The sequence below is a fragment of the Pseudanabaena sp. lw0831 genome, from assembly GCF_016584665.1.
Taxonomy (GTDB): Bacteria; Cyanobacteriota; Cyanobacteriia; order Pseudanabaenales; family Pseudanabaenaceae; genus Pseudanabaena.
In genome coordinates, this window is the sequence record NZ_BBJB01000066.1 from 70,591 (window position 1) to 89,245 (window position 18,655).

The 18,655-nt window shown below is 42.2% G+C and carries 20 protein-coding genes and 1 pseudogene; 7 read left to right on the plus strand and 14 right to left on the minus strand.

Going from position 1 to position 18,655, the window contains the following annotated elements; genetic code table 11:
- Positions 1-38: 38 nt before the first annotated feature.
- On the minus strand, positions 39-806 hold the full coding sequence (locus tag APA_RS13380; protein WP_201322759.1) for a DUF928 domain-containing protein: 768 nt from the start codon (positions 804-806) through the stop codon (positions 39-41).
- 44 nt (positions 807-850) lie between these two features.
- Between APA_RS13380 and APA_RS13385 the strand changes: the two genes are divergently transcribed.
- Positions 851-2,620, plus strand: coding sequence for a CHASE2 domain-containing protein (locus APA_RS13385; RefSeq protein ID WP_201322760.1), 1,770 nt, complete (start codon positions 851-853; stop codon positions 2,618-2,620).
- 48 nt (positions 2,621-2,668) lie between these two features.
- On the opposite strand, the gene APA_RS13390 is transcribed toward APA_RS13385, so the two are convergent.
- Complete coding sequence (locus tag APA_RS13390; protein WP_201322761.1) at positions 2,669-3,169, minus strand: hypothetical protein; 501 nt, start codon at positions 3,167-3,169, stop codon at positions 2,669-2,671.
- Between the two features lie 82 nt (positions 3,170-3,251).
- Positions 3,252-3,497, minus strand: a complete 246-nt coding sequence (locus APA_RS13395; protein ID WP_201322762.1) for a hypothetical protein — start codon at positions 3,495-3,497, stop codon at positions 3,252-3,254.
- A 220-nt stretch (positions 3,498-3,717) separates the two neighbouring features.
- On the opposite strand from APA_RS13395, the gene rsmG reads away from it, so the two are divergent.
- A complete protein-coding gene (rsmG, locus tag APA_RS13400; RefSeq protein WP_201322763.1) occupies positions 3,718-4,401 on the plus strand; it encodes a 16S rRNA (guanine(527)-N(7))-methyltransferase RsmG in 684 nt (227 codons plus the stop codon).
- Here rsmG and APA_RS13405 read toward each other — a convergent pair.
- The 3 genes from APA_RS13405 to APA_RS13415 all read right to left on the minus strand — a co-directional run bounded on the left by APA_RS13405 (position 4,362) and on the right by APA_RS13415 (position 5,514).
- Entirely contained in the window at positions 4,362-4,622 is a 261-nt protein-coding gene (locus tag APA_RS13405; protein ID WP_201322764.1) for a DUF6761 family protein, read from the minus strand. The genes rsmG and APA_RS13405 overlap by 40 nt on opposite strands.
- Positions 4,623-4,803: 181 nt before the next feature.
- Entirely contained in the window at positions 4,804-5,259 is a 456-nt protein-coding gene (locus APA_RS13410) for a hypothetical protein (protein ID WP_201322765.1), read from the minus strand.
- 39 nt (positions 5,260-5,298) lie between these two features.
- A complete protein-coding gene (locus APA_RS13415; RefSeq protein WP_094530815.1) occupies positions 5,299-5,514 on the minus strand; it encodes a hypothetical protein in 216 nt (71 codons plus the stop codon).
- Positions 5,515-5,876: 362 nt separating this feature from the next.
- Between APA_RS13415 and APA_RS13420 the strand changes: the two genes are divergently transcribed.
- Positions 5,877-6,197 carry a helix-turn-helix transcriptional regulator gene (locus APA_RS13420; protein WP_201322766.1) on the plus strand — a complete coding sequence of 107 codons (321 nt, stop codon included), beginning with the start codon at positions 5,877-5,879 and terminating at the stop codon, positions 6,195-6,197.
- Between the two features lie 10 nt (positions 6,198-6,207).
- Positions 6,208-7,926 carry a SulP family inorganic anion transporter gene (locus APA_RS13425; protein WP_201322767.1) on the plus strand — a complete coding sequence of 573 codons (1,719 nt, stop codon included), beginning with the start codon at positions 6,208-6,210 and terminating at the stop codon, positions 7,924-7,926.
- A 30-nt stretch (positions 7,927-7,956) separates the two neighbouring features.
- On the opposite strand, the gene APA_RS13430 is transcribed toward APA_RS13425, so the two are convergent.
- Positions 7,957-8,481: an AAA family ATPase gene (locus tag APA_RS13430; RefSeq protein WP_201322768.1), complete on the minus strand. Its 525-nt coding sequence runs from the start codon at positions 8,479-8,481 to the stop codon at positions 7,957-7,959.
- A gap of 132 nt (positions 8,482-8,613) precedes the next feature.
- Here APA_RS13430 and APA_RS13435 point away from each other — a divergent pair, with 132 nt between their 5' ends.
- Both APA_RS13435 and ppk1 read left to right on the plus strand, forming a co-directional pair.
- On the plus strand, positions 8,614-9,087 hold the full coding sequence (locus APA_RS13435; protein ID WP_201322769.1) for a glutathione peroxidase: 474 nt from the start codon (positions 8,614-8,616) through the stop codon (positions 9,085-9,087).
- Positions 9,088-9,319: 232 nt separating this feature from the next.
- Entirely contained in the window at positions 9,320-11,521 is a 2,202-nt protein-coding gene (ppk1, locus tag APA_RS13440) for a polyphosphate kinase 1 (RefSeq protein ID WP_201322770.1), read from the plus strand.
- A 139-nt stretch (positions 11,522-11,660) separates the two neighbouring features.
- Here ppk1 and APA_RS13445 read toward each other — a convergent pair whose 3' ends face one another.
- From APA_RS13445 to ilvN, 7 genes and pseudogenes are all read right to left on the minus strand, one after another.
- Positions 11,661-12,314: a Uma2 family endonuclease gene (locus tag APA_RS13445; RefSeq protein ID WP_201322771.1), complete on the minus strand. Its 654-nt coding sequence runs from the start codon at positions 12,312-12,314 to the stop codon at positions 11,661-11,663.
- 53 nt (positions 12,315-12,367) lie between these two features.
- A complete protein-coding gene (locus tag APA_RS13450) occupies positions 12,368-12,955 on the minus strand; it encodes a Uma2 family endonuclease (RefSeq protein WP_201322772.1) in 588 nt (195 codons plus the stop codon).
- A gap of 125 nt (positions 12,956-13,080) precedes the next feature.
- The gene (bioB, locus tag APA_RS13455) at positions 13,081-14,019 is read right to left on the minus strand and encodes a biotin synthase BioB (protein WP_201322773.1); all 939 of its coding nucleotides are present in this window, start codon (positions 14,017-14,019) and stop codon (positions 13,081-13,083) included.
- A 127-nt stretch (positions 14,020-14,146) separates the two neighbouring features.
- Positions 14,147-15,274: a glycosyltransferase family 1 protein gene (locus APA_RS13460; protein WP_201322822.1), complete on the minus strand. Its 1,128-nt coding sequence runs from the start codon at positions 15,272-15,274 to the stop codon at positions 14,147-14,149.
- 198 nt (positions 15,275-15,472) lie between these two features.
- A pseudogene (locus APA_RS13465) lies at positions 15,473-16,049 on the minus strand (Uma2 family endonuclease).
- 60 nt (positions 16,050-16,109) lie between these two features.
- Entirely contained in the window at positions 16,110-16,727 is a 618-nt protein-coding gene (locus tag APA_RS13470) for a Uma2 family endonuclease (RefSeq protein ID WP_201322774.1), read from the minus strand.
- Positions 16,728-17,033: 306 nt separating this feature from the next.
- Positions 17,034-17,573 carry an acetolactate synthase small subunit gene (gene ilvN / locus APA_RS13475; protein WP_142653088.1) on the minus strand — a complete coding sequence of 180 codons (540 nt, stop codon included), beginning with the start codon at positions 17,571-17,573 and terminating at the stop codon, positions 17,034-17,036.
- Positions 17,574-17,739: 166 nt separating this feature from the next.
- On the opposite strand from ilvN, the gene rsmH reads away from it, so the two are divergent.
- Positions 17,740-18,603: a 16S rRNA (cytosine(1402)-N(4))-methyltransferase RsmH gene (gene rsmH / locus APA_RS13480; protein ID WP_201322775.1), complete on the plus strand. Its 864-nt coding sequence runs from the start codon at positions 17,740-17,742 to the stop codon at positions 18,601-18,603.
- Positions 18,604-18,655: the final 52 nt, after the last annotated feature.

Below are 18,655 nucleotides of genomic sequence, written 5' to 3' on the forward strand. Positions count from 1 at the left end.
ATTTGCGATCCTAAAGATATTTAAAGTTCGCTTTGAGATTAATTCTCAGCTTGACAACAGGTCGTAAAGCTTTGCTTGATCATCTCTGGAGCGATGTTTGCCGACTTAAGGAAAACTGCCCATTCAGTGAATACTTTGCGATCGCTGGGCTGAGAATTCGCCAATGCTGCCAAAGTCTCGATACTATCGTACCAAATTCCCTCAGCAGCATAAATAGCTAACTGGTCCAAAGGCTTGGCTTCTCTAAGCTTCTGTGACAAATTGGGCTTGAGTTGAACGCGACGGACAAATCCATTAGCGGTCTCATTCTTCAATGACAATCTCCATTCATAGGTACTATCATTTTGGAGCGTGGGAGATGATTTAGGGAGGGTAATTCCGACAATTCCACCAGAAGTTTTTACTGGAAAAGAGAATCTGTGAATCTTTTTGATTTGAGAGGGAAGATGTTGGTACAGCGTAAAAATGGCAGTGCCAGAAGTTCTTGGCAAGCTGATATAAAAGGTAGGACGTTCAGAAACTGTTAAAGGATAATAATCTAGCTTGCTAATCGCCGATACTGGTAGTAATGGAATTAAGCAAGAATTAACCTCGTAGCATTCAACGGGGCGAGTCCCGCCTGCGGTAGTCGGATCTTTGGGAACCCCTGAGCCTTTAGGCGGAATAAATTCAGCTTTTACTTTTTGAGAAGTAAAAGCTTCAGATTGAGCCGCTAATTTGTCATTTGTTAGACTGCTTGATCCTAAATTTAATAAGATGACCAAGGCAGTAGTTTTTATGCAAATATTTAAAGCCTGTGTAAACATAGCTAAAATTCTCTTAGGATGATCCAAATGTACCATTTTAAAGTATGAAACAGGGGTCTAGGCTAGGTATATATTTACTAACTACTACCCTAGTGGGACTGATAGGACTAGGTAGTCATTTTGGTTTGTTTGCAATTTTTGAGTTAAGAGCTTATGACGCATTAAAGCAAATTAGCCCAAAAGAAGAACGCGATCGCCGAATTGTGATTGTTGAGATCGATGAAGAAGGCATTAAAAAAATGGGTAAATGGCCAATGTCCGATCGCGATATGGCTTTACTAATCCGCAATCTCAAGACTCAGCAGCCAGCAGTCATCGGTATTGACATCTACCGCAATCTTCCGATCGAGCCAGGACAAGAAGAACTCGCAGAAATCTTTGCAAATACATCTAATTTAATTGGGATTGCTAAAATTTCTAGAGAGTCAGTGCCACCGCCACCGATCTTAGAATCGAAAGGTCAAATAGGAGCCAGTGACTTGGTTCTAGATATTGACGGCAAAATTCGGCGCAATTTAATTTTTATTAGCGATCGCCAATCATTTGGAACAAAACTGGCTACTACTTATCTCGCGCAAAAAGGGATAAGTTTTAATCCAGACGATACAGATCGCAATAAATTTCGCTTAGGTAAAGCGAAATTTTTGCCGCTTACAGGTAATGAAGGCGAATATAACTCTGACAACACTGATGGTTACCAAACGCTGTTTAACTATCGCGGCGAAGCTAAAGACTTTGAAACCATTTCCGTAACCAATGTCCTCGAAAATCTTATCCCTACCGACTTACTTCGCGATCGCATTGTGTTAGTTGGGACAACTGCTCCGAGCTTAAACGATATGCACCAAAGTCCCTACAATCCTAGTTTAATGGCAGGAGTAATCGTCCATGCTAACAGCACCAGTCAAATTATCAGTGCGGCTCTAGATGGTCGAGTGCTTTTACAAGCAACTAGCAAGCCTTTAAATTATTTATGGATTTTACTATGGGCGATTGTCGGCGCAACCTGTGGCGCGAAATTTATTCGTAATTGGCAATCGTCAATTCTGGCTGTATTTTTAGGCTTGATCATAATTACAATTATGGACTACTACGCATTCCAGTATGGATGGTGGATTCCGATCATCACGCCGATGGTGTCACTGCTCAGTGTCGCTATCGCAATTACGATTTGGGAGCTAGGACGATATCTGAGGCTCTCCTATAAACGCCTAGAAGAGTATGCTCGTGATCTCGAACAAAAAGTCAGCGATCGCACGATCGAACTTCAACGGGCTAATTTAGAGCTATCGCGCCTAGCGCATGTAGATGGCCTAACTCAGATTGCAAATCGTCGTAGCTTTGATGACTTCCTATCTAAAGAATGGCAACGACATCTGCGAGAACAACAACCTTTATCTTTAATTCTGATCGATATCGACTATTTCAAGCGCTACAACGATCACTACGGACATCAGGGTGGAGATGAATGCTTGATTCAAGTTGCACAGACGATCAATCTAGTTCCACAACGCCCATCAGACTTAGTTGCTCGCTACGGTGGGGAGGAATTTGTTGTGGTTTTGCCCAACACTAATACAGAAGGAGCATTAATCTTTGCAGATTCGATTCAAAATGCAATTGCAAGTCTTGCCATTCCTCACGAAAAGTCAGATGTAAATGAATATGTCACCTTGAGCTTGGGAGTCGCCTGTCTAATTCCTACACCTGACTCTATTGCTGAAGAATTAATTGCCTCTGCCGATCAGTCATTGTATGAAGCCAAGGCGCAAGGTCGCAATCGCGCAATCTCCATGTCAAAACCCAAGGATTGAATGGCGGCGCTTCGCTATTCAATCCTTGGGTTTATGGCCTAATACAAATCACCAAGATAAAAATGCAGCTTCTTCACCTTGCTTGCGCTTAACTTTAGCATCGCGTTCCACCCAAGAAATTATTTGTGCTACAGTCAAATCTTCAATATGAGCGCTGTAATCTTTCGCGATCGCGACTAATGCTGACATAGCCGAAATCACCATGCGCGTGAGGAATTTCTCATGGCTAGAAAGATTCGCAGGTGTAACTTCATCCTGACGAGTGTCTTCAAAATCTAAATCAGGATGAGGTGAAGTCCATTTCAAAAATGCGGCATCTTCACCTTGCTCTTTACGCATCTGGGAATCATGCTCAATCCATTGCACGATTTGACTAGTCCCGATCTCTTCAGCGTGAATATTCAATTCTTGAGCAATTTTGGTAATGATCCGCATCGATGAAATGGTGATGCGGGTCATAAATTTTTCCATCGTTGAAAGCATTGCCCCATCGATCGCATGGGCTTCGGCAAGCGTTAAAAACTGAATTGGGTCTTGGGGAATTGTCATAAAACGATTACTCTCTGCGATTTAAAAAAGAACCAGTTTTTTTGTGGCGCGGCTTCGCCGCGCCACAAAAAACTGATTCTTTCTAGGCAATGACTAGCAAGGTAATTCCAATCATTGTCAAGACTAGCAAGGTAATCCCAATCATTGCCGAGCGTCCATTCATCTCAAAACGCGCTTCACCTTGCTCATCGCCTTTTTTCTCAACTTGCTTCTCAGATTTCTTCTCGACTTTGTCATCAAAATACATCTTGGGTTCGATCGCCCAATTATTTAAGATGCCGCGCTCATCCTTTGTAAAAGCAGTTCGCACTTTCGTTTCTTCGGTCATTAGATTTCATCCTTTTATATTTTTTTGTTATATCGGTGGCAGTCTATAAGCGACTGCGCGTAGCTGATCATCTATCATCGCTTAGCAATGCTACATGAATCTTAATGTTTGTTTGATCTTATCGTCTAATGTCAAAATTCAACAAACATCGAATGAGAGATCTCGCGATCGCTAGTAAAGTAGAGATCGCGCCAAGCGCAGAATTTACTTCATGTTTTTTATGCCCCACTTTTCCCATCTATTTGAGCATTGGCAATCTACCCTCAATTGGTCACCCAACCCAGACCAAATCGATCAATTTGAAAAGCTATACGAGCTTGTCTTGGAAGGCAATAGCAAACAAAATCTGACTCGGATTACAGTTGCCGATGATTTTTGGGAAAAGCATTTATGGGATTCGTTACGTGGCGTATTAGCTTTTTGGGATCGTGAAGATATTAAGGTAGTTGATATTGGCACAGGCGCAGGTTTTCCCGGTTTACCGATCGCGATCGCCAAGCCGTCATGGCAAGTCACCTTGCTGGATAGCAAACAAAAAAAGGTTGCTTTTGTCGAAGAAACAATTCAAACTTTGCAATTATCGAATGCGATCGCCCTAGCAGGGCGGAGCGAAGACATTAATAAGCTCTCTGATTACAAAAAAAAGTATGACTTAGCCCTTGTGCGAGCCGTAGGTAAACCAGATATTTGTGCTGATTACGCATTACCATTTCTCAAAAAAAGCGGCATAGCAGTACTCTATCGTGGTCAATGGCTACCCGAAGAAAGCGAACAGCTAGATATATTTTGTGAGCAGCAAGGGTTACAAGTCGTTAAGCAAGATCGCTTTCAAACTCCGCTTACAGCAGGCATTCGCCACAGCGTTTATCTTTCACCCCGTTCAACCTCCAACTCCAACTCATAAGGAGAAGCAAAGTTAGAAGAATCATATAGAAATCGGATTACTTCTTCTTCAAGACGGTGAATGTGATGGGCTTCTACAGCGTTAGTAAAGCGCAGAGCCGATAGATAACCGTCTAAAAAAAGCCTCATTTCGTCCGTAGCACGATAACCACGTTCTGACATTTCGACGAGGGAGTCGGTAATCTTTTGATAATGACGAATGGCGATCGCGTCTTGAAGCATAGGTCAAGCTGGGAATAACTACCGTCTTAAGTGGGTTTTGCTTAAGTAATAAAATGGTTCCCCTTTAGTTCTAACGAGCGATCGCTAGTTAAGAAAATTCAACTTTTATCTACTTTCAGCAACATAATTCTACCACTTGGAGATCCGAAAAAGCAGAAGGGGTGCATAGCACCCCTTCTGCTTATTGTTCATAGATTGGCAAAGCATCTTGCCAACTAGGATAAATTCCTGCTTGCCATCGATCGCAAGCGATCGCTAACAAACTTTCGCTCAAAGATAAGTTTGGAGTAGACTGCTGTGCTCTAGAGACAATTGTCTGGCAGTCAATCCCATATACAGGGATATTTAACTGCTCGCCGATCGTTCTTGCTACAACAATGCCGATCCTTGTGCCAGTGAAACTACCAATACCTGTGGCGATCGCTAAAAAAGCAAAATCATTCCATGAATGATCACCCACAAACAAACCTAAGCAGTCATGTAACTGTACAGATAGCTTTCTGCCTAGTTCCCATGACTGCTGCTTGTGGATAATATAAATTTGAGGATTGCGATCGGAGTTTGGGTTAATTTCCGCGATCGCAAGCTCTAATTTGGTAGTCGTTGTATGTAAAGCAAGGGCAAAACTTGTGGTCATGATCTGTAGAATGCTGGTATATAATCACCAGAATTCAAATTAGAATTTATTGCCACCAGAGCCAGTATCAGCAGCGCCAGTATCGGCTGCACCAGTATCCGCAGCACCATTGGATTCAGAATCTTCAGGATCGTTATAGCTGCCCATTGGTCTTCTACGTCCAAAGCGACCCATAGGGGTACGCTTACGAAACTTACGCGCATACGCTTGGTTGCGAAGTGCTTTTTCTTTTTTCTGATTGCGGCGCTTAGCCATTTTAACCTACTGTACCCCTTAGAGATTGAGTCTATTTAAGCTAACACAAAACGAGAACTAGACAAAGCCCAATTATTTTTTAGCAGCAATTCTCATTATAAAAATTGGTTTTGATGCAAGTCCGCCGTCGGCGGACTTGCATCAAAACCAATTTGGGGATTTTCAGCGCCGTAGGCGCTGAAAATCCCCAAATTGGTTTCACTACGACAAAAGTTGCTTCTCGATATTCTATCCGCAATACTTTGAAGATTTATAGGTTAGAATATATACATCTTTAAATATAAAAGATCTACTGAATACACATTTGACCTTGTAACTCAATCTCGTAAAGTTAGGAGGTGTAAGTGAATAAGGTCGTTCATATGACGTTTCAACCAAGCTATTTCAAAGCTGATTTATTTAAAGTTTTATCCAATCCTGTTCGGATTCAAATATTAAATGCTTTGCGGATCGGAGAGCAAAGCGTTAATTCGATCGCTCAGTGGATTGAGGCGGAACCTTCAGCGGTTTCGCAACAGTTAGCGGTGATGCGGCGATACAACTTAGTGCGATCGCGGAAACAAGGGAACTTTGCTTACTATTCTGTCGGCGATCCCACGATTTTTAAGGTATTGGATTCGGCGCTAGAACTTTTTAACAATCACGTAATTGAAATGCGGGAATCACTACAAAAATTGGAGTAATTAGAATCTCATGGCACAAGCAGGAAGCTTAGCTAGAAACAATCCAATCCCAAAAAATCAAATTCCAAAAAATTCTCCCTTCAAGGGACTGTTTAGTAATTTTCGTGGCGATTTGACGGGAGGTCTTACCGCCGCAGTCGTCGCTTTACCCTTGGCGCTTGCCTTTGCCGTCGCCAGTGGTGTGGAGCCAAAGGCAGGACTTTATACAGCGATCGTCGCTGGAGTGGTTGCCGCCGTATTTGGTGGCTCACCTGTACAGATTACGGGACCAACGGGGGCAATGGCGGTCGTCTTAGTCGGAATCGTTGCCAAGTATGGGCTTGAAAAAGTTTGGATTGCAGGTGTGATGGCAGGCATCATCCAAATTGCGCTTGGTGTTGCAAAACTAGGACGGTTAGTGAAGTTTATTCCCTATCCTGTCACAGCAGGTTTTACAAATGGGATTGCCGTAATTATTTTCTGTGGGCAGTTAAATAATTTCTTTGGGTTACATCTCCCAAATCAAGAGCATTTCTTGCAAGCGCTTTGGCAAACGGTCACGAATTTAGAAGGCTATAACTGGTTAGCGATCGCCTTAGCGCTCTTAACCATTGGCACAAAATTATTATGGAATCGGATCAATCAATCGATTCCAGGATCTTTAGTCGGTTTAGTCGTCGCTACCATAGCTGCCGTAATCGTCAAATCGCAATGGAATCTCGAAGTACCCACGATTGGGCTGATTCCTCAATCTTTACCGATGCCTCAATCGATTCCCCATTGGAATGATTTTCGATTGATTCGTGAGTTAATTAATCCCGCGATCGCACTGGCAGCATTGGGCAGTATTGAATCTCTACTCGCAGCCGTCGTTGCCGATGGTATGAGTGTTAGCGATCGCCACAACAGCGATCGGGAATTAATCGGGCAAGGACTAGCAAATATGATCGTGCCATTTTTCGGCGGTATTCCTGCGACTGGGGCGATCGCAAGGACTGCGGTGAATGTGCGTGCTGGTGGCAAAACTCGCTTATCGGGAGTGATTCACGGTGTGGCACTTGCCCTGATCGTATTAGCATTTGCGCCTCTTGCCTCGCAAGTTCCCCTTGCCGCCCTCGCTGGGATTCTAATGATTACCAGTATTCGCATGATGGAGTGGGAAGCGATCGGCTTGCTGATCCATACCACCTATGCTGATTTTGGGGTAATGATGCTGACATGGCTAGTTACCGTCTGTTTTGATCTAGTTTTAGCGGTGGAAGTTGGTCTGATTGCCGCAGGTATTCTCTTTATTAAGCGGATGAGTGAACTCAGTCTAGTGAAAATGCCTGAAGATAACGTCTTTCTTGCTGGTGTTCCTCTCGACTTTGGTAAACAAATCGCCATTTATCGGATTGATGGTCCGATGTTCTTTGGCGCTGCGGAGAGCTTTGTTACGTTCTTGCGTGATGCGCCTGAAGTTAAATTCTTGATTTTGAGAATGCGCTATGTACCGAGTATGGATACAACAGGCTTAGTTGCACTAGAAGAGATTTATCACGATCTGCAACGCCATAATTGTCAATTAATTTTGAGTGGTTTGCGTCCTGAAGTCGAGCAGTTATTAGAGCGCAGTGGATTACTCAAGGAAATTGGACATGAAAATTGTTTTGAGTCAACTAATGATGCTCTGCGAAAGATTATGCCAAATAACAACAAGACTCAAGAGGCTGCTGCGTTAAGTGAAAAAATACTGGTTACCAAACCATAAACGAAAGGCGGTGCTAAGCATCGCCTTTCGTCAGTCGATCCACTCGTTGTCTAGTTTTTGATCGCGCAACAAGATTCGATCGAAGCCTTCGCTTAGGGTGGGTGGGTTATAGGCTAGGGTGCGATACATTTCTACTACGACATCTTCAGGGACAACGCGATCGCGCATATCATTTCGTGACAAACAAATCCAGAGCGGCACATCTAGCCAAATTCCTGTAATTGGCTTAAATCCATGTTCTTTGGCAAGGTCAATAATATTTTTACGATATTCGCGTTTATAGTTTGTGGCATCATATATTACAGATTGTTGCGATTTCGCTGCATTGGCAAATGACCGTTGTACCTGCGCCCAGATTTCTGCCCAGTCTCCCTGCATTTCGGCTGATCCATAGAGTGATTCTCGAATGCGATCGGGGCTGATTAGTTGGGTTTGCCCATGGGTGAGGCTGCTACTATTCTGACGAGAAGTCTGATTAGTAGCACGCAACATCTTCTTAGCGAGGCTAGATTTACCGCTCGCGGGTACACCAATTAGGATAATTACACTTGCCATGCGATCGCTATAAAAAGCTAAGTAAGTTTTTTAACTATGCAGCAATTTTAGGATTTTCAGCACCGCAGGTGCTGAAAATCCTAAAATTACTGCTGATGCTAACAATCATCAAATAACTCTAAAAACGAAAATATGTCCACACTCTACGATTTCAAGATTACTAACATCGATGGTCAACCAGTCGATCTCGCTCAGTACAAAGGTAAGGTTGCCTTGGTTGTCAATGTCGCCTCCAAATGTGGCTACACCAAACAGTACAAGGGACTAGAATCTCTTTATCGTGAATACAAAGACAAAGGCTTTGAGATTCTCGGTTTTCCTAGTAATGACTTCGGCGCACAGGAACCAGGAACTGAGGCAGAAATCAAGAGCTTTTGTTCTCTCACCTACGATGTCACCTTTGATATGTTTAGTAAGGTGAAGGTAAGTGGTAGTGGTATAGCCGATACTTACAAGTATCTCACTGAGACCACAGGTAGCCAAGTGCAGTGGAACTTCAATAAGTTTCTAGTCGATAAAGAAGGTAAGGTCGTGAAATATTTTCCTTCCAGCGTTGCGCCTGAAGATGCTGGACTGCGTAAAGATATCGAAGCACTTTTGGGCTAATTTTTATATAAATGGTGGCGCGAAGCGCCACCATTTTTTGGGTGAAGTGTTTAAGCTCACACATCAATGACATATACTTCGATAATCTAGTATTTACAGACCTTTGCGCTTAACTAAAACCCAAGATATTTTTTAAAAGTGTTGCTTTGCAACACTTTTAAAAAATATCTTGTGGTTCTTGTGATAGCAAATTGCTGAAAGTGATTTTACGCAAGCCGATATCTTTGCTCCTATGACCAGAATAAAAAAAGATTTAGCCAAAAAAGATTCAGAAGTTGACATCATCGAAATTGACATGATCGAAACGACTATTGAGTCGATAGGAAACTCAGAATCTATATCAGAGACAATTGACGAACAAGATGAAAAGTCAGTTGATCTCGCCATGTATTTCTTTAATCGTGAACTAAGCTGGATTGCTTTTAATAAGAGAGTTTTAAGCGAAGGGATTGACTCGCGCACATCATTGCTAGAAAGAGCTAAATTTTTTGCGATTTTCAGTACTAACCTTGATGAATTTTTTATGGTTAGAGTCGCTCGGGTAAAGAAGAAGTTTGCCGAGCAAATGGATATTATTTCCGATGATGGGCTTAATCCAGAAAAGCAGTTGCAAGTAATTCGTGAGGCTCTTGTGCCATTGGTCACGATGCAGCATGAATTTTTTGAGAATATCCTGCGTCCAGAATTACACAATCATGGAGTGAAGATCTTAGACTACAAGGATATCGATAAGAAACATCAGCGATATCTCAAAACCTATTTCCAAGACAAATTATTTGCTGTTCTCACTCCACTAGCAGTCGATCCTGCGCATCCATTCCCATACATTTCTAATCTCAGCCTCAATTTGGTCGTGATCGTGCGCGATCGCGAAACTAAGGAAAAAAACTTTGCGCGGGTCAAAGTACCAAATGTGTTGCCACGCTTTGTCAAAATTCCTGAGACCGACGATCATACCTTTGTACCTTTGGAACAAGTAATTGCTCATAATCTTGATGCATTATTTCCTGGGATGGAGATTGTCAGTTATTATCCATTTCGGATTACCCGTGATGCGCAGCTTGACATCGAAGAAGAAGAAGCAGATGACCTGATTTCGGCTCTGCAAGAAGAGTTGCGCAAGCAGAAATTTGGCTCAGTCGTGCGTATGGAAATCGCCAGTGATATCCCGCCAGAAATCCGTAAAGAGTTAATCGAGCAATTGGGGATTACCGAAGCAGATGTGTATGATATTCCCGGATTAATTGGCTTAGGAGGTCTGATGGCGATCTCTTTTTTGCCAATGCCTGAGCATCAGGATAAGCCTTGGAAATCTGTAACTCATCCACGATTGAAGCAAGGGGATGAAGATGGCAAGAACATTTTTGATGTCATCAGCGAAGGTGATTTTTTAGTTCATCATCCTTATCAGTCTTTCACAACAACAGTGCAGCGATTTATTGAAGATGCCGCAAATGACGATGATGTACTAGCGATTAAACAAACTCTATATCGCACATCTGGAGATTCGCCAATTGTCCATGCATTGATTCGGGCGGCGGAGAATGGCAAGCAGGTAGCGGTATTAGTAGAGCTAAAAGCGAGATTTGATGAGGCGAATAACATTCTCTGGGCGAAGAAGCTAGAAAATGCGGGAGTACATGTCGTATATGGCTTTAAGAATCTCAAAACCCACACCAAAACTGCTCTGGTGGTAAGGCAAGAAGGCGATCGCTTAGTGCGTTATGTCCATATTGGTACTGGCAATTACAACCCCAAAACGGCGAGATTTTACAGCGATCTTGGTATTTTTAGCTGTAATGATAATTTGGGTGCAGATTTGACTGATCTGTTTAACTACCTGACTGGTTATTCCCGTCAGCGTGACTATCGCAAGCTTCTAGTTGCGCCTGTAAATATGCGCGAGAAGTTCTTGAGCCTGATCCATCGCGAAATCGAACATCAAAAGCAAGGCTATCCTTCCTACATCATTGCCAAAATGAACTCATTGGTTGATCCTGAGATTATCTCGGCTCTATATGAGGCTTCGCAAGTCGGTGTAAATATCGATCTGATCATTCGTGGTATTTGCTGTATTCGTCCGAAGGTGAAGGGATTAAGCGATCGCATAAGGGTAATCAGTGTAATCGGTCGTTTTCTAGAACATTCACGCATCTTCTACTTTAGTAATGGCGGTGAAGAGCAGGTATATATCGGTAGTGCCGACTGGATGCCCAGAAACCTTGATGCAAGGGTTGAGGTGATTACCCCTGTTGAGGAAGGATCTCTGATCAAAGAACTTAAGCAGATTCTGGAAATTATCCTAGCTGATAATCGTCAAGCTTGGGATCTTAAAGCAGATGGAACCTATATTCAGAGGGTTCCTAAGGATGGAGAGCCTGAAATGAGTTCGCAAAAGCATTTCATGTCGCAAGGTAGACCTGAATTTGCCTAGAAATAAGCATTAGCCTTGTACTCAAGTGCGAAGTTCAAAGCTCAAACCCATTGAAACGGTTTAATTAAGAGTATTCTGTTGTCCACTTCAGTGGACTTGAGCTTTTAGCCCAGAACTTGAGTTCTTGGTTTCTTTGCTTTCATTCACTGGGAGGCAATTGATTTAACCATGCCCGAAACTCTCGACATAGCACACTCATCGGCAGATTGTCACTGCGTTCTAAAAATGACGAAATTCCTTCAGAAACTGGAATTGATGGAAAAATCAAACTAATTGCAGAACTTCCATACTTCCCATTCTGCAATAGATTAATTTCTAACCTGCCATTCCTAATTCTCCAAATTTCGGCAACTCCCAAAGCCTCATACGCGCTCATTTGAGTCTGTGAAGTTAGATCTACCTCGATCGCCAGATCAGGCACGGGATCGACATCTAGATCAATCCGCTTCAGCCCAATTGCTGCCCGATAGTTCTGAATATAAAAACAATCATCTGGTTCGATCCCTGCTTGCATCCTACGATTTTTGAAAGTAGTGGAACCTAAAGATTCCCAATCTAAGTCAAGTTCATTTAATAAAATCTTTAGTAAATCACTCACAATGACCTTATTGCGTTCATGTTCTGGTAATGGCATCCTAAACTCTAAAACTCCTTTGGAATAGGCAATATGCGAATGACGATGCTCTCCAAGATCTGCCAAAATATCCTCAAATTCCTGCCAGCTAATCTTATCAAGGATAACTCTTTGTCCTTCTTGTAATTGGATTTGGGCGATCGCTATTTTTACAGGCATACCTATCATCTCCAAATGATTGAGCAACGTTTTTACGAAATTCGCGCAAGGTCTTAATTGGTGAACTCGTTAGCATATTTTTGTTCAAAGGCGGTCATTGCGTCTAACTGCGAATCCATCAACAAACATTCTTCTAAATGGGCTATATCCAGATGTGGCAACCAGACGCTTGTTTTAACTTCCACATACTCGCCATGCTCTAAGTGATAAATACTAATTCTGCCATCATACCAAAACCAAACTTCAGAAATGTTTCTTAATTGATACTTTCTTAGCTTTTTAATGCCGCCGCTAGTAACCACGACTTCTATACACAAGTCCGTCTGTTTGGGATCATTACCAAAAGCAAAGGATAAGTCAGCCTGAAACTCAAGCTTTGGCTCAACAGTTTGTGTATAAGCACCTGTTGCCGTGAAACGAATACGATTGATGACGAAGTAAGAAATAAGTAAAGCCCCAAGCAAACTGGATATCATTTCATGCAGTAAACCAATACCCATAATTTCTAGTTCTCCCTCACAATAGATCATCCGCACACCACCAATTTCATCAAAGGCGGATTGCAAAGTTTTAAACTGCTCCCAAGTTACAGATCTTTTCACAAGATATTGGTTTTCTGCCTTAGCTAAAGTTTGGTTCATCGCTTTGCCTTTGCTATTGAGTACTTTCAGTATAATATCAAAACCCAAGAAGAGAATAGCGGCGCGAAGCGCCGCTATTCTCTTCTTGGGTTTTATGTACTAATACACTTGGCGACAGCTAGAAATTAAACAAGTTCCTTCGGTTTTACACCTAGTTTTTGGAACATCTCCGCATCATCTTGCCAGTCTGGATTTGCAGTGGTGAGTAGTTTCTCACTAGAGAAGATAGAATTTGCGCCTGCGAGAAAGCAGAGAGCTTGATCGGAAACGCTGAGCCGATCTCGTCCTGCGGAAAGTCTCACAACTGCCTTAGGCATCAGGATTCTCGCGGTTGCGACCATCCGCACTAAAACTAAAGGATCGATCGCTTCAAGATCGCCAAATGGAGTTCCTGTAACGGGAGATAATGCATTAATTGGCACTGATTCAGGTTGTGGCGTGAGGTTTGCTAATGTGTGCAAAAGATCAATGCGATCGCTGTCAGTCTCACCCATGCCGACGATGCCGCCACAACAAACTTGAATACCCGCTTCGGAGACATGCTGAATCGTCTCGAGGCGATCGCGATAGGTTCGCGTTGTGATAATTTCGGGATAGAAACTTTCGGAAGTATCGAGATTATGGTTATAGGCTGTTAAGCCCGCTTTCGCTAAGCGCTGAGCTTGATCTGGGCGCAACATCCCCATCGTTACACAGGCTTCCATTTCCATCCCTGCTACGGCTTCAACCATTTGCAAAACCCGCTCAAACTCTTCACCATCAGGCGCATTGCGCCATGCTGCTCCCATACAAAAACGAGTTGCACCATGCTTTTTGGCTTCTTGTGCTTGACTGATTACCTCATCTAGTGGCAACAGCGGATAAGTCTCTACCCCTGTCGGATAGCGCGAGCTTTGAGGGCAATATTTACAATCTTCAGGACAACGACCTGATTTGATGTTTGATAGAGTGCACATCTGCACAGCATCAGTTTGATGATATTGTCGATGTACTGATTGCGCCTCAAAAACTAGTGACAGCAAGGGCTTATGATAAATTTCGGTAACAGATTCAAGGGAGATCAAAAGAGTATTTATGCTTACGACATAATGATAGCGATCGCCATTGTACTGTGAAGGAATACCGCTTGAGAGCGCGATCGCAATACTTCTTTATGTTAGAGTGTGCCCCTGCGGGTGCACTCTCAAGTATTTAAACAATTAAAACGGGTTTACAAGCCTCTATTGTCTGTTCATAATAATTTTGCAATTGTCGCGTGGCAGCATCCCAACCCCACTTTTCAGCCTCTAGACGTGCTTCGATGCACATATATTGATTACGATTTTGCAAAAGATTTTGAGTTGCCAAAGTTAAGCCATTGCTATCATTAGGCTCAAACAAATAGCCGTTAATGCCATTGGTGACAATATCAGGAATCCCGCCTGAATTTGCGGCAACAACTGGACAACCAGCCGCCATTGCTTCGAGCAAAACTAAGCCCAGAGTCTCAGTACGCGATGGGAATAAAAAAGCATCACTTGACGCAAAAGCGGCGGCAAGATCGTCACCACGTAAATAGCCCACAAAATTAGTGTTGGTATCTGCAAAAATCTTCTCAAGTTCCTGACGATAGGGTCCATTCCCAACTAGTGCAAGACGGCTATTTGGGATTGCTTGCAGCACTGGCAAGATATTCTGAATTTCTTTTTCCGCAGAGAGTCTGCCCACATATAGAAATAAGATAGCTTCGGGATGACCTTGGGTGAGATGCGATCGCATTTCGGCACTTTTAAATCTTGGATGAAACTGCACGGTATCGACACCACGTTGCCAAAGATCTAGCCGCTCAACACCATGCGATCGCAGTTCATCGATCATTACTGTCGAAGTACAAAGGTTTAGAGCTGCTTGATTGTGAGTGTTTTTGACCAATTCCCACATCAAGCCTTCAAGGAATCCCAATCCGTAATGCTGCAAATATTGGGGTAAATGCGTGTGATAGGAAGCCATAAGCGGATAATTCATCGATTTGGCATAATATAAACCTGCCATGCCCAAAATTGCAGGATTTACAATATGAATAATATCGGGTTTGAACTCCTCTAGCGCATAGCCAATCGAAGGACGTGGGAGAGCTACTTTTAGTTCTGGATATAGCGGGAAGTCAAAGGCTGATACGCCATAAATCTGTGCGCCACAGTATTCTTTAAGTCCACCATCGGGCGAAAACACCAATACTTGGTTACCGAGCTTGACCAGATATTCGACGGTATATTTGAGGCGAGTAACGATGCCATCAATTTTTGGCAAAAATGTCTCGGTAAATATGGCGATACGCATAGTGATGACTGTACGGAATCGTTGGCTATGGGCTGACAGCATCATACTATGGTAGGTAATCTCCTATACAAATAAAAAGTCAAATCCTCATAGCTGGGTTAATTGTGTAAAGGAAAGTTTACTTAATGCTGACCTGTGCGATCGCTATCATCAGCCACAGGCGATCGCCGAGTTCGTTTAGTTATTGATTTGTATAGATTAGCCAAGGCTGACATTTTCATAAATTTCTTCAAAGGAAATGTCAAATTTTACTGTTTGTAAAGATAATGCTAAATTATCATTTCGATATTCAGATAATATCCATTTGCCCTGATTAATTTTATTGAATTGCATTATATAATATTGATATTGGCTAATTAAAATATATTCTTTGAACTCAGGAATTGAGCGATAATAATAAAACTTTTCGCCTTGATCGTAATTTTGTGTTGATTTTGATAGAACTTCGACAATCAAATAGGGATTTGTTATGATTGTTTGGTTATTTCCGTAATAATTAGGTTCACCTTCAATCAGCATCACATCAGGATAAGTTGCCTCTGAGTAAGAAGGAATCCAGAGCTTAACATCAACCGATAAATATGTTGTATTTTTGTTTTTTGAGTGCAAATTTTAAGTTTGTGGCAAAATTTAAGGCGATTTTGTTATGGTCTGTTGTTCCACCCGTCATGCCAATAATTTCTCCATTTTTATATTCATTTTTTTCAGTAGCAATTTCTTCCATTGCTAAATATTCGTCAAATGTGTAAGTTTGATTGATTAAAGTAACTGTCATATTTTTTCTCCAGTTAAAAATTTATTGATATTGATTTTGTCTAGTGATCGCTTCAAATTGTTAATTACCCGCTTGGAAAATCTGATTAGCCGTCAAATTCAATTCTGGAAAAGTTGGCGATATAACTCGCTCATCTTCTCTAAAAGCAGTTACTTGATACTCCCCATCAACTAACTCATGCACTAAAATTGTTGGCTGCTTAGGATTACCAATAAACCTTCTACCACCAATTCCTAAATAATCCACAATCCAATACTCAGGAATCCCCATCTCCTCATAATCTTTAACCTTAGTGAAATAATCAACCCGCCAATTAGTACTCACCACCTCGATCGCAATGACAACAGATGCTCCCTGAGTGACTGTAGATTGACTCTCCCACAATTGCTCATTTACTAAATTAGAAGTCTTTAAAATTAAGACATCAGGCAAATAAGCCGATTCAGCATCAGGTACTTTCACGAAAGCTTGACTAGGCAAAAAGTAAGGAAGATTTGCTTGTCTAACCAGAAAAGCAAGTTCTATGGTTAAAAAACCCTTCACTTGCTCATGCTTTCCAACAGGTTGTGGCATCTCAACAATTACTCCATCATGAAGTTCATAAAGTCTATTCTCTGGCTTCCATGCGGCAAATTCTGCAAAAGTTACCAATTCAGTCTTAGCTAAAGCTTGAACCATTTTTGTTTACCTATCTTGCGAACTAAGTTCTCATATTATAGTCAGAGCCTTGAAACTCATTCAATCACTCCATTACAAAGTCATAATTTCAGTCGAGTCATTTCCTACAAACTCTGATTTTATATTTCGCAATTACTTAAGATTAGTGATTGATTTTATATTAACGTAGCATTTTTGAGTGATATTCGCAGTCGAGGTCTGACAAAAATCTCACAAAAAGTTGTCCGACCTAACAAGTTTAACAAGCCTCGCAAAATAGCAAGGCTTGTTAAATTTATAGGTTTGTGTAAAGCGAGATCGCTAAAATTAGAAATTAGATACGGCGCTGCCTAGGCTATGTTTGGAGATTTTGAGATATTCCGTGTTAACCCCCGATTCGCGGGTTAACGAGACCTTGCCAGTACGAGCAATTTCGCGAATGCCAAACTTGTTTAACATCTTCAAAATAGCCACCATCTTCCCAGGATCGCCGACCACTTCGATTGTCAAGAAATCATCAGCCACGTCAACAATACGGGCGCGGAAAATCTGAGATATTTCAATAATTTCCGATCGCACATTTGGAGCGGCATTTACCTTAACGAGCATCAGCTCGCGCTCAACACAAGGAATATCGGTAAAGTCAAGAATTGTGATCACATTGATCAGTTTATGCAACTGCTTCGTGATTTGCTCAATCGTGTGATCGTCGCCAGAGACCACCATCGTAATGCGCGTAAATCCATCTTGCTCGGCAGTCCCGACCGCAAGGCTCTCGATATTAAAACCTCGGCGGGCGAACAAGCTAGCAATGCGGGTCAGCACGCCTGCCTCATCTTGGACGACAACGGAGAGAGTATGTTTCATGGTGACAAATTCGGCAAATAAACAGCACAGTAGACTATATTAATGACTTTGGTTACCTTATTGCGATTATCAAGATACATATTGATAACGATTTAGGTGCTTTGCTCTCAAAACTAAGGGGGCTGCTTCATGCCCCTCTTAGGTAATATATTCAAACTTCAAAAATATGACTGCTCAGTTTCATCATGTTCCCGTACTTGCCGAGCCAGCGATCGCAGGTTTAGAGATTATTTCAGATGGTATATACCTCGATTGCACAGTTGGCGGTGGTGGACATAGCTCGTTAATTTTGCAAGGGGCGGAAAATGTGCGTTTAGTAGCGATCGATCTCGATGAAATGGCGATCGCGGCGGCAACCGAAAAACTTGCAGATTATATAAATCAAGTAACCTTTTGGCGTGGCAACTTTTGTGAATATAAACCTTCGGCAGATTTAAAATTTGATGGCATCCTTGCCGATTTGGGTGTAAGTTCAACGCAGTTTGATGTTGCTGAGCGAGGGTTTAGCTTTCGAGAGTCGGGCGATCTTGACATGCGGATGGATAATCGCCAGACTCTGACTGCTGCGGAAATTATCAATCACTACAAAGAAGTTGAACTTGCGGATATATTTTTTAAACTGGGAGAAGAGAGACTTTCGCGACGAATTGCCCGTCAAATTGTGGAGAAGCGTCCATTTAAAACTACGTTGGAACTTGCCAATGCCATTTCTGCTTGCGTCCCCGCCAGCTATCGACATGGCAGAATCCATCCTGCCACGCGCACATTTCAGGCCCTAAGAATTGCTGTAAATCGTGAATTGGAGAGCCTCGAAAAATGGCTAGCTGTATCTCCAGATTGGCTAAAAACAGGTGGTAAAATTGCCGTAATTACTTTCCACAGTCTGGAAGATCGCATTGTCAAGCATACATTTCGTGAAGACGATCGCTTACAGGTTCTCACCAAAAAAGTAATCATCGCTACGGATGAAGAAACTCGCGCAAATCCTAGAGCGAGATCGGCGAAGTTACGCATTGCCCAGAGGATTTAATCAATTTATACTTGTAGCACTTGAGTGCTAGGCGTTCTTATATGTACACCAT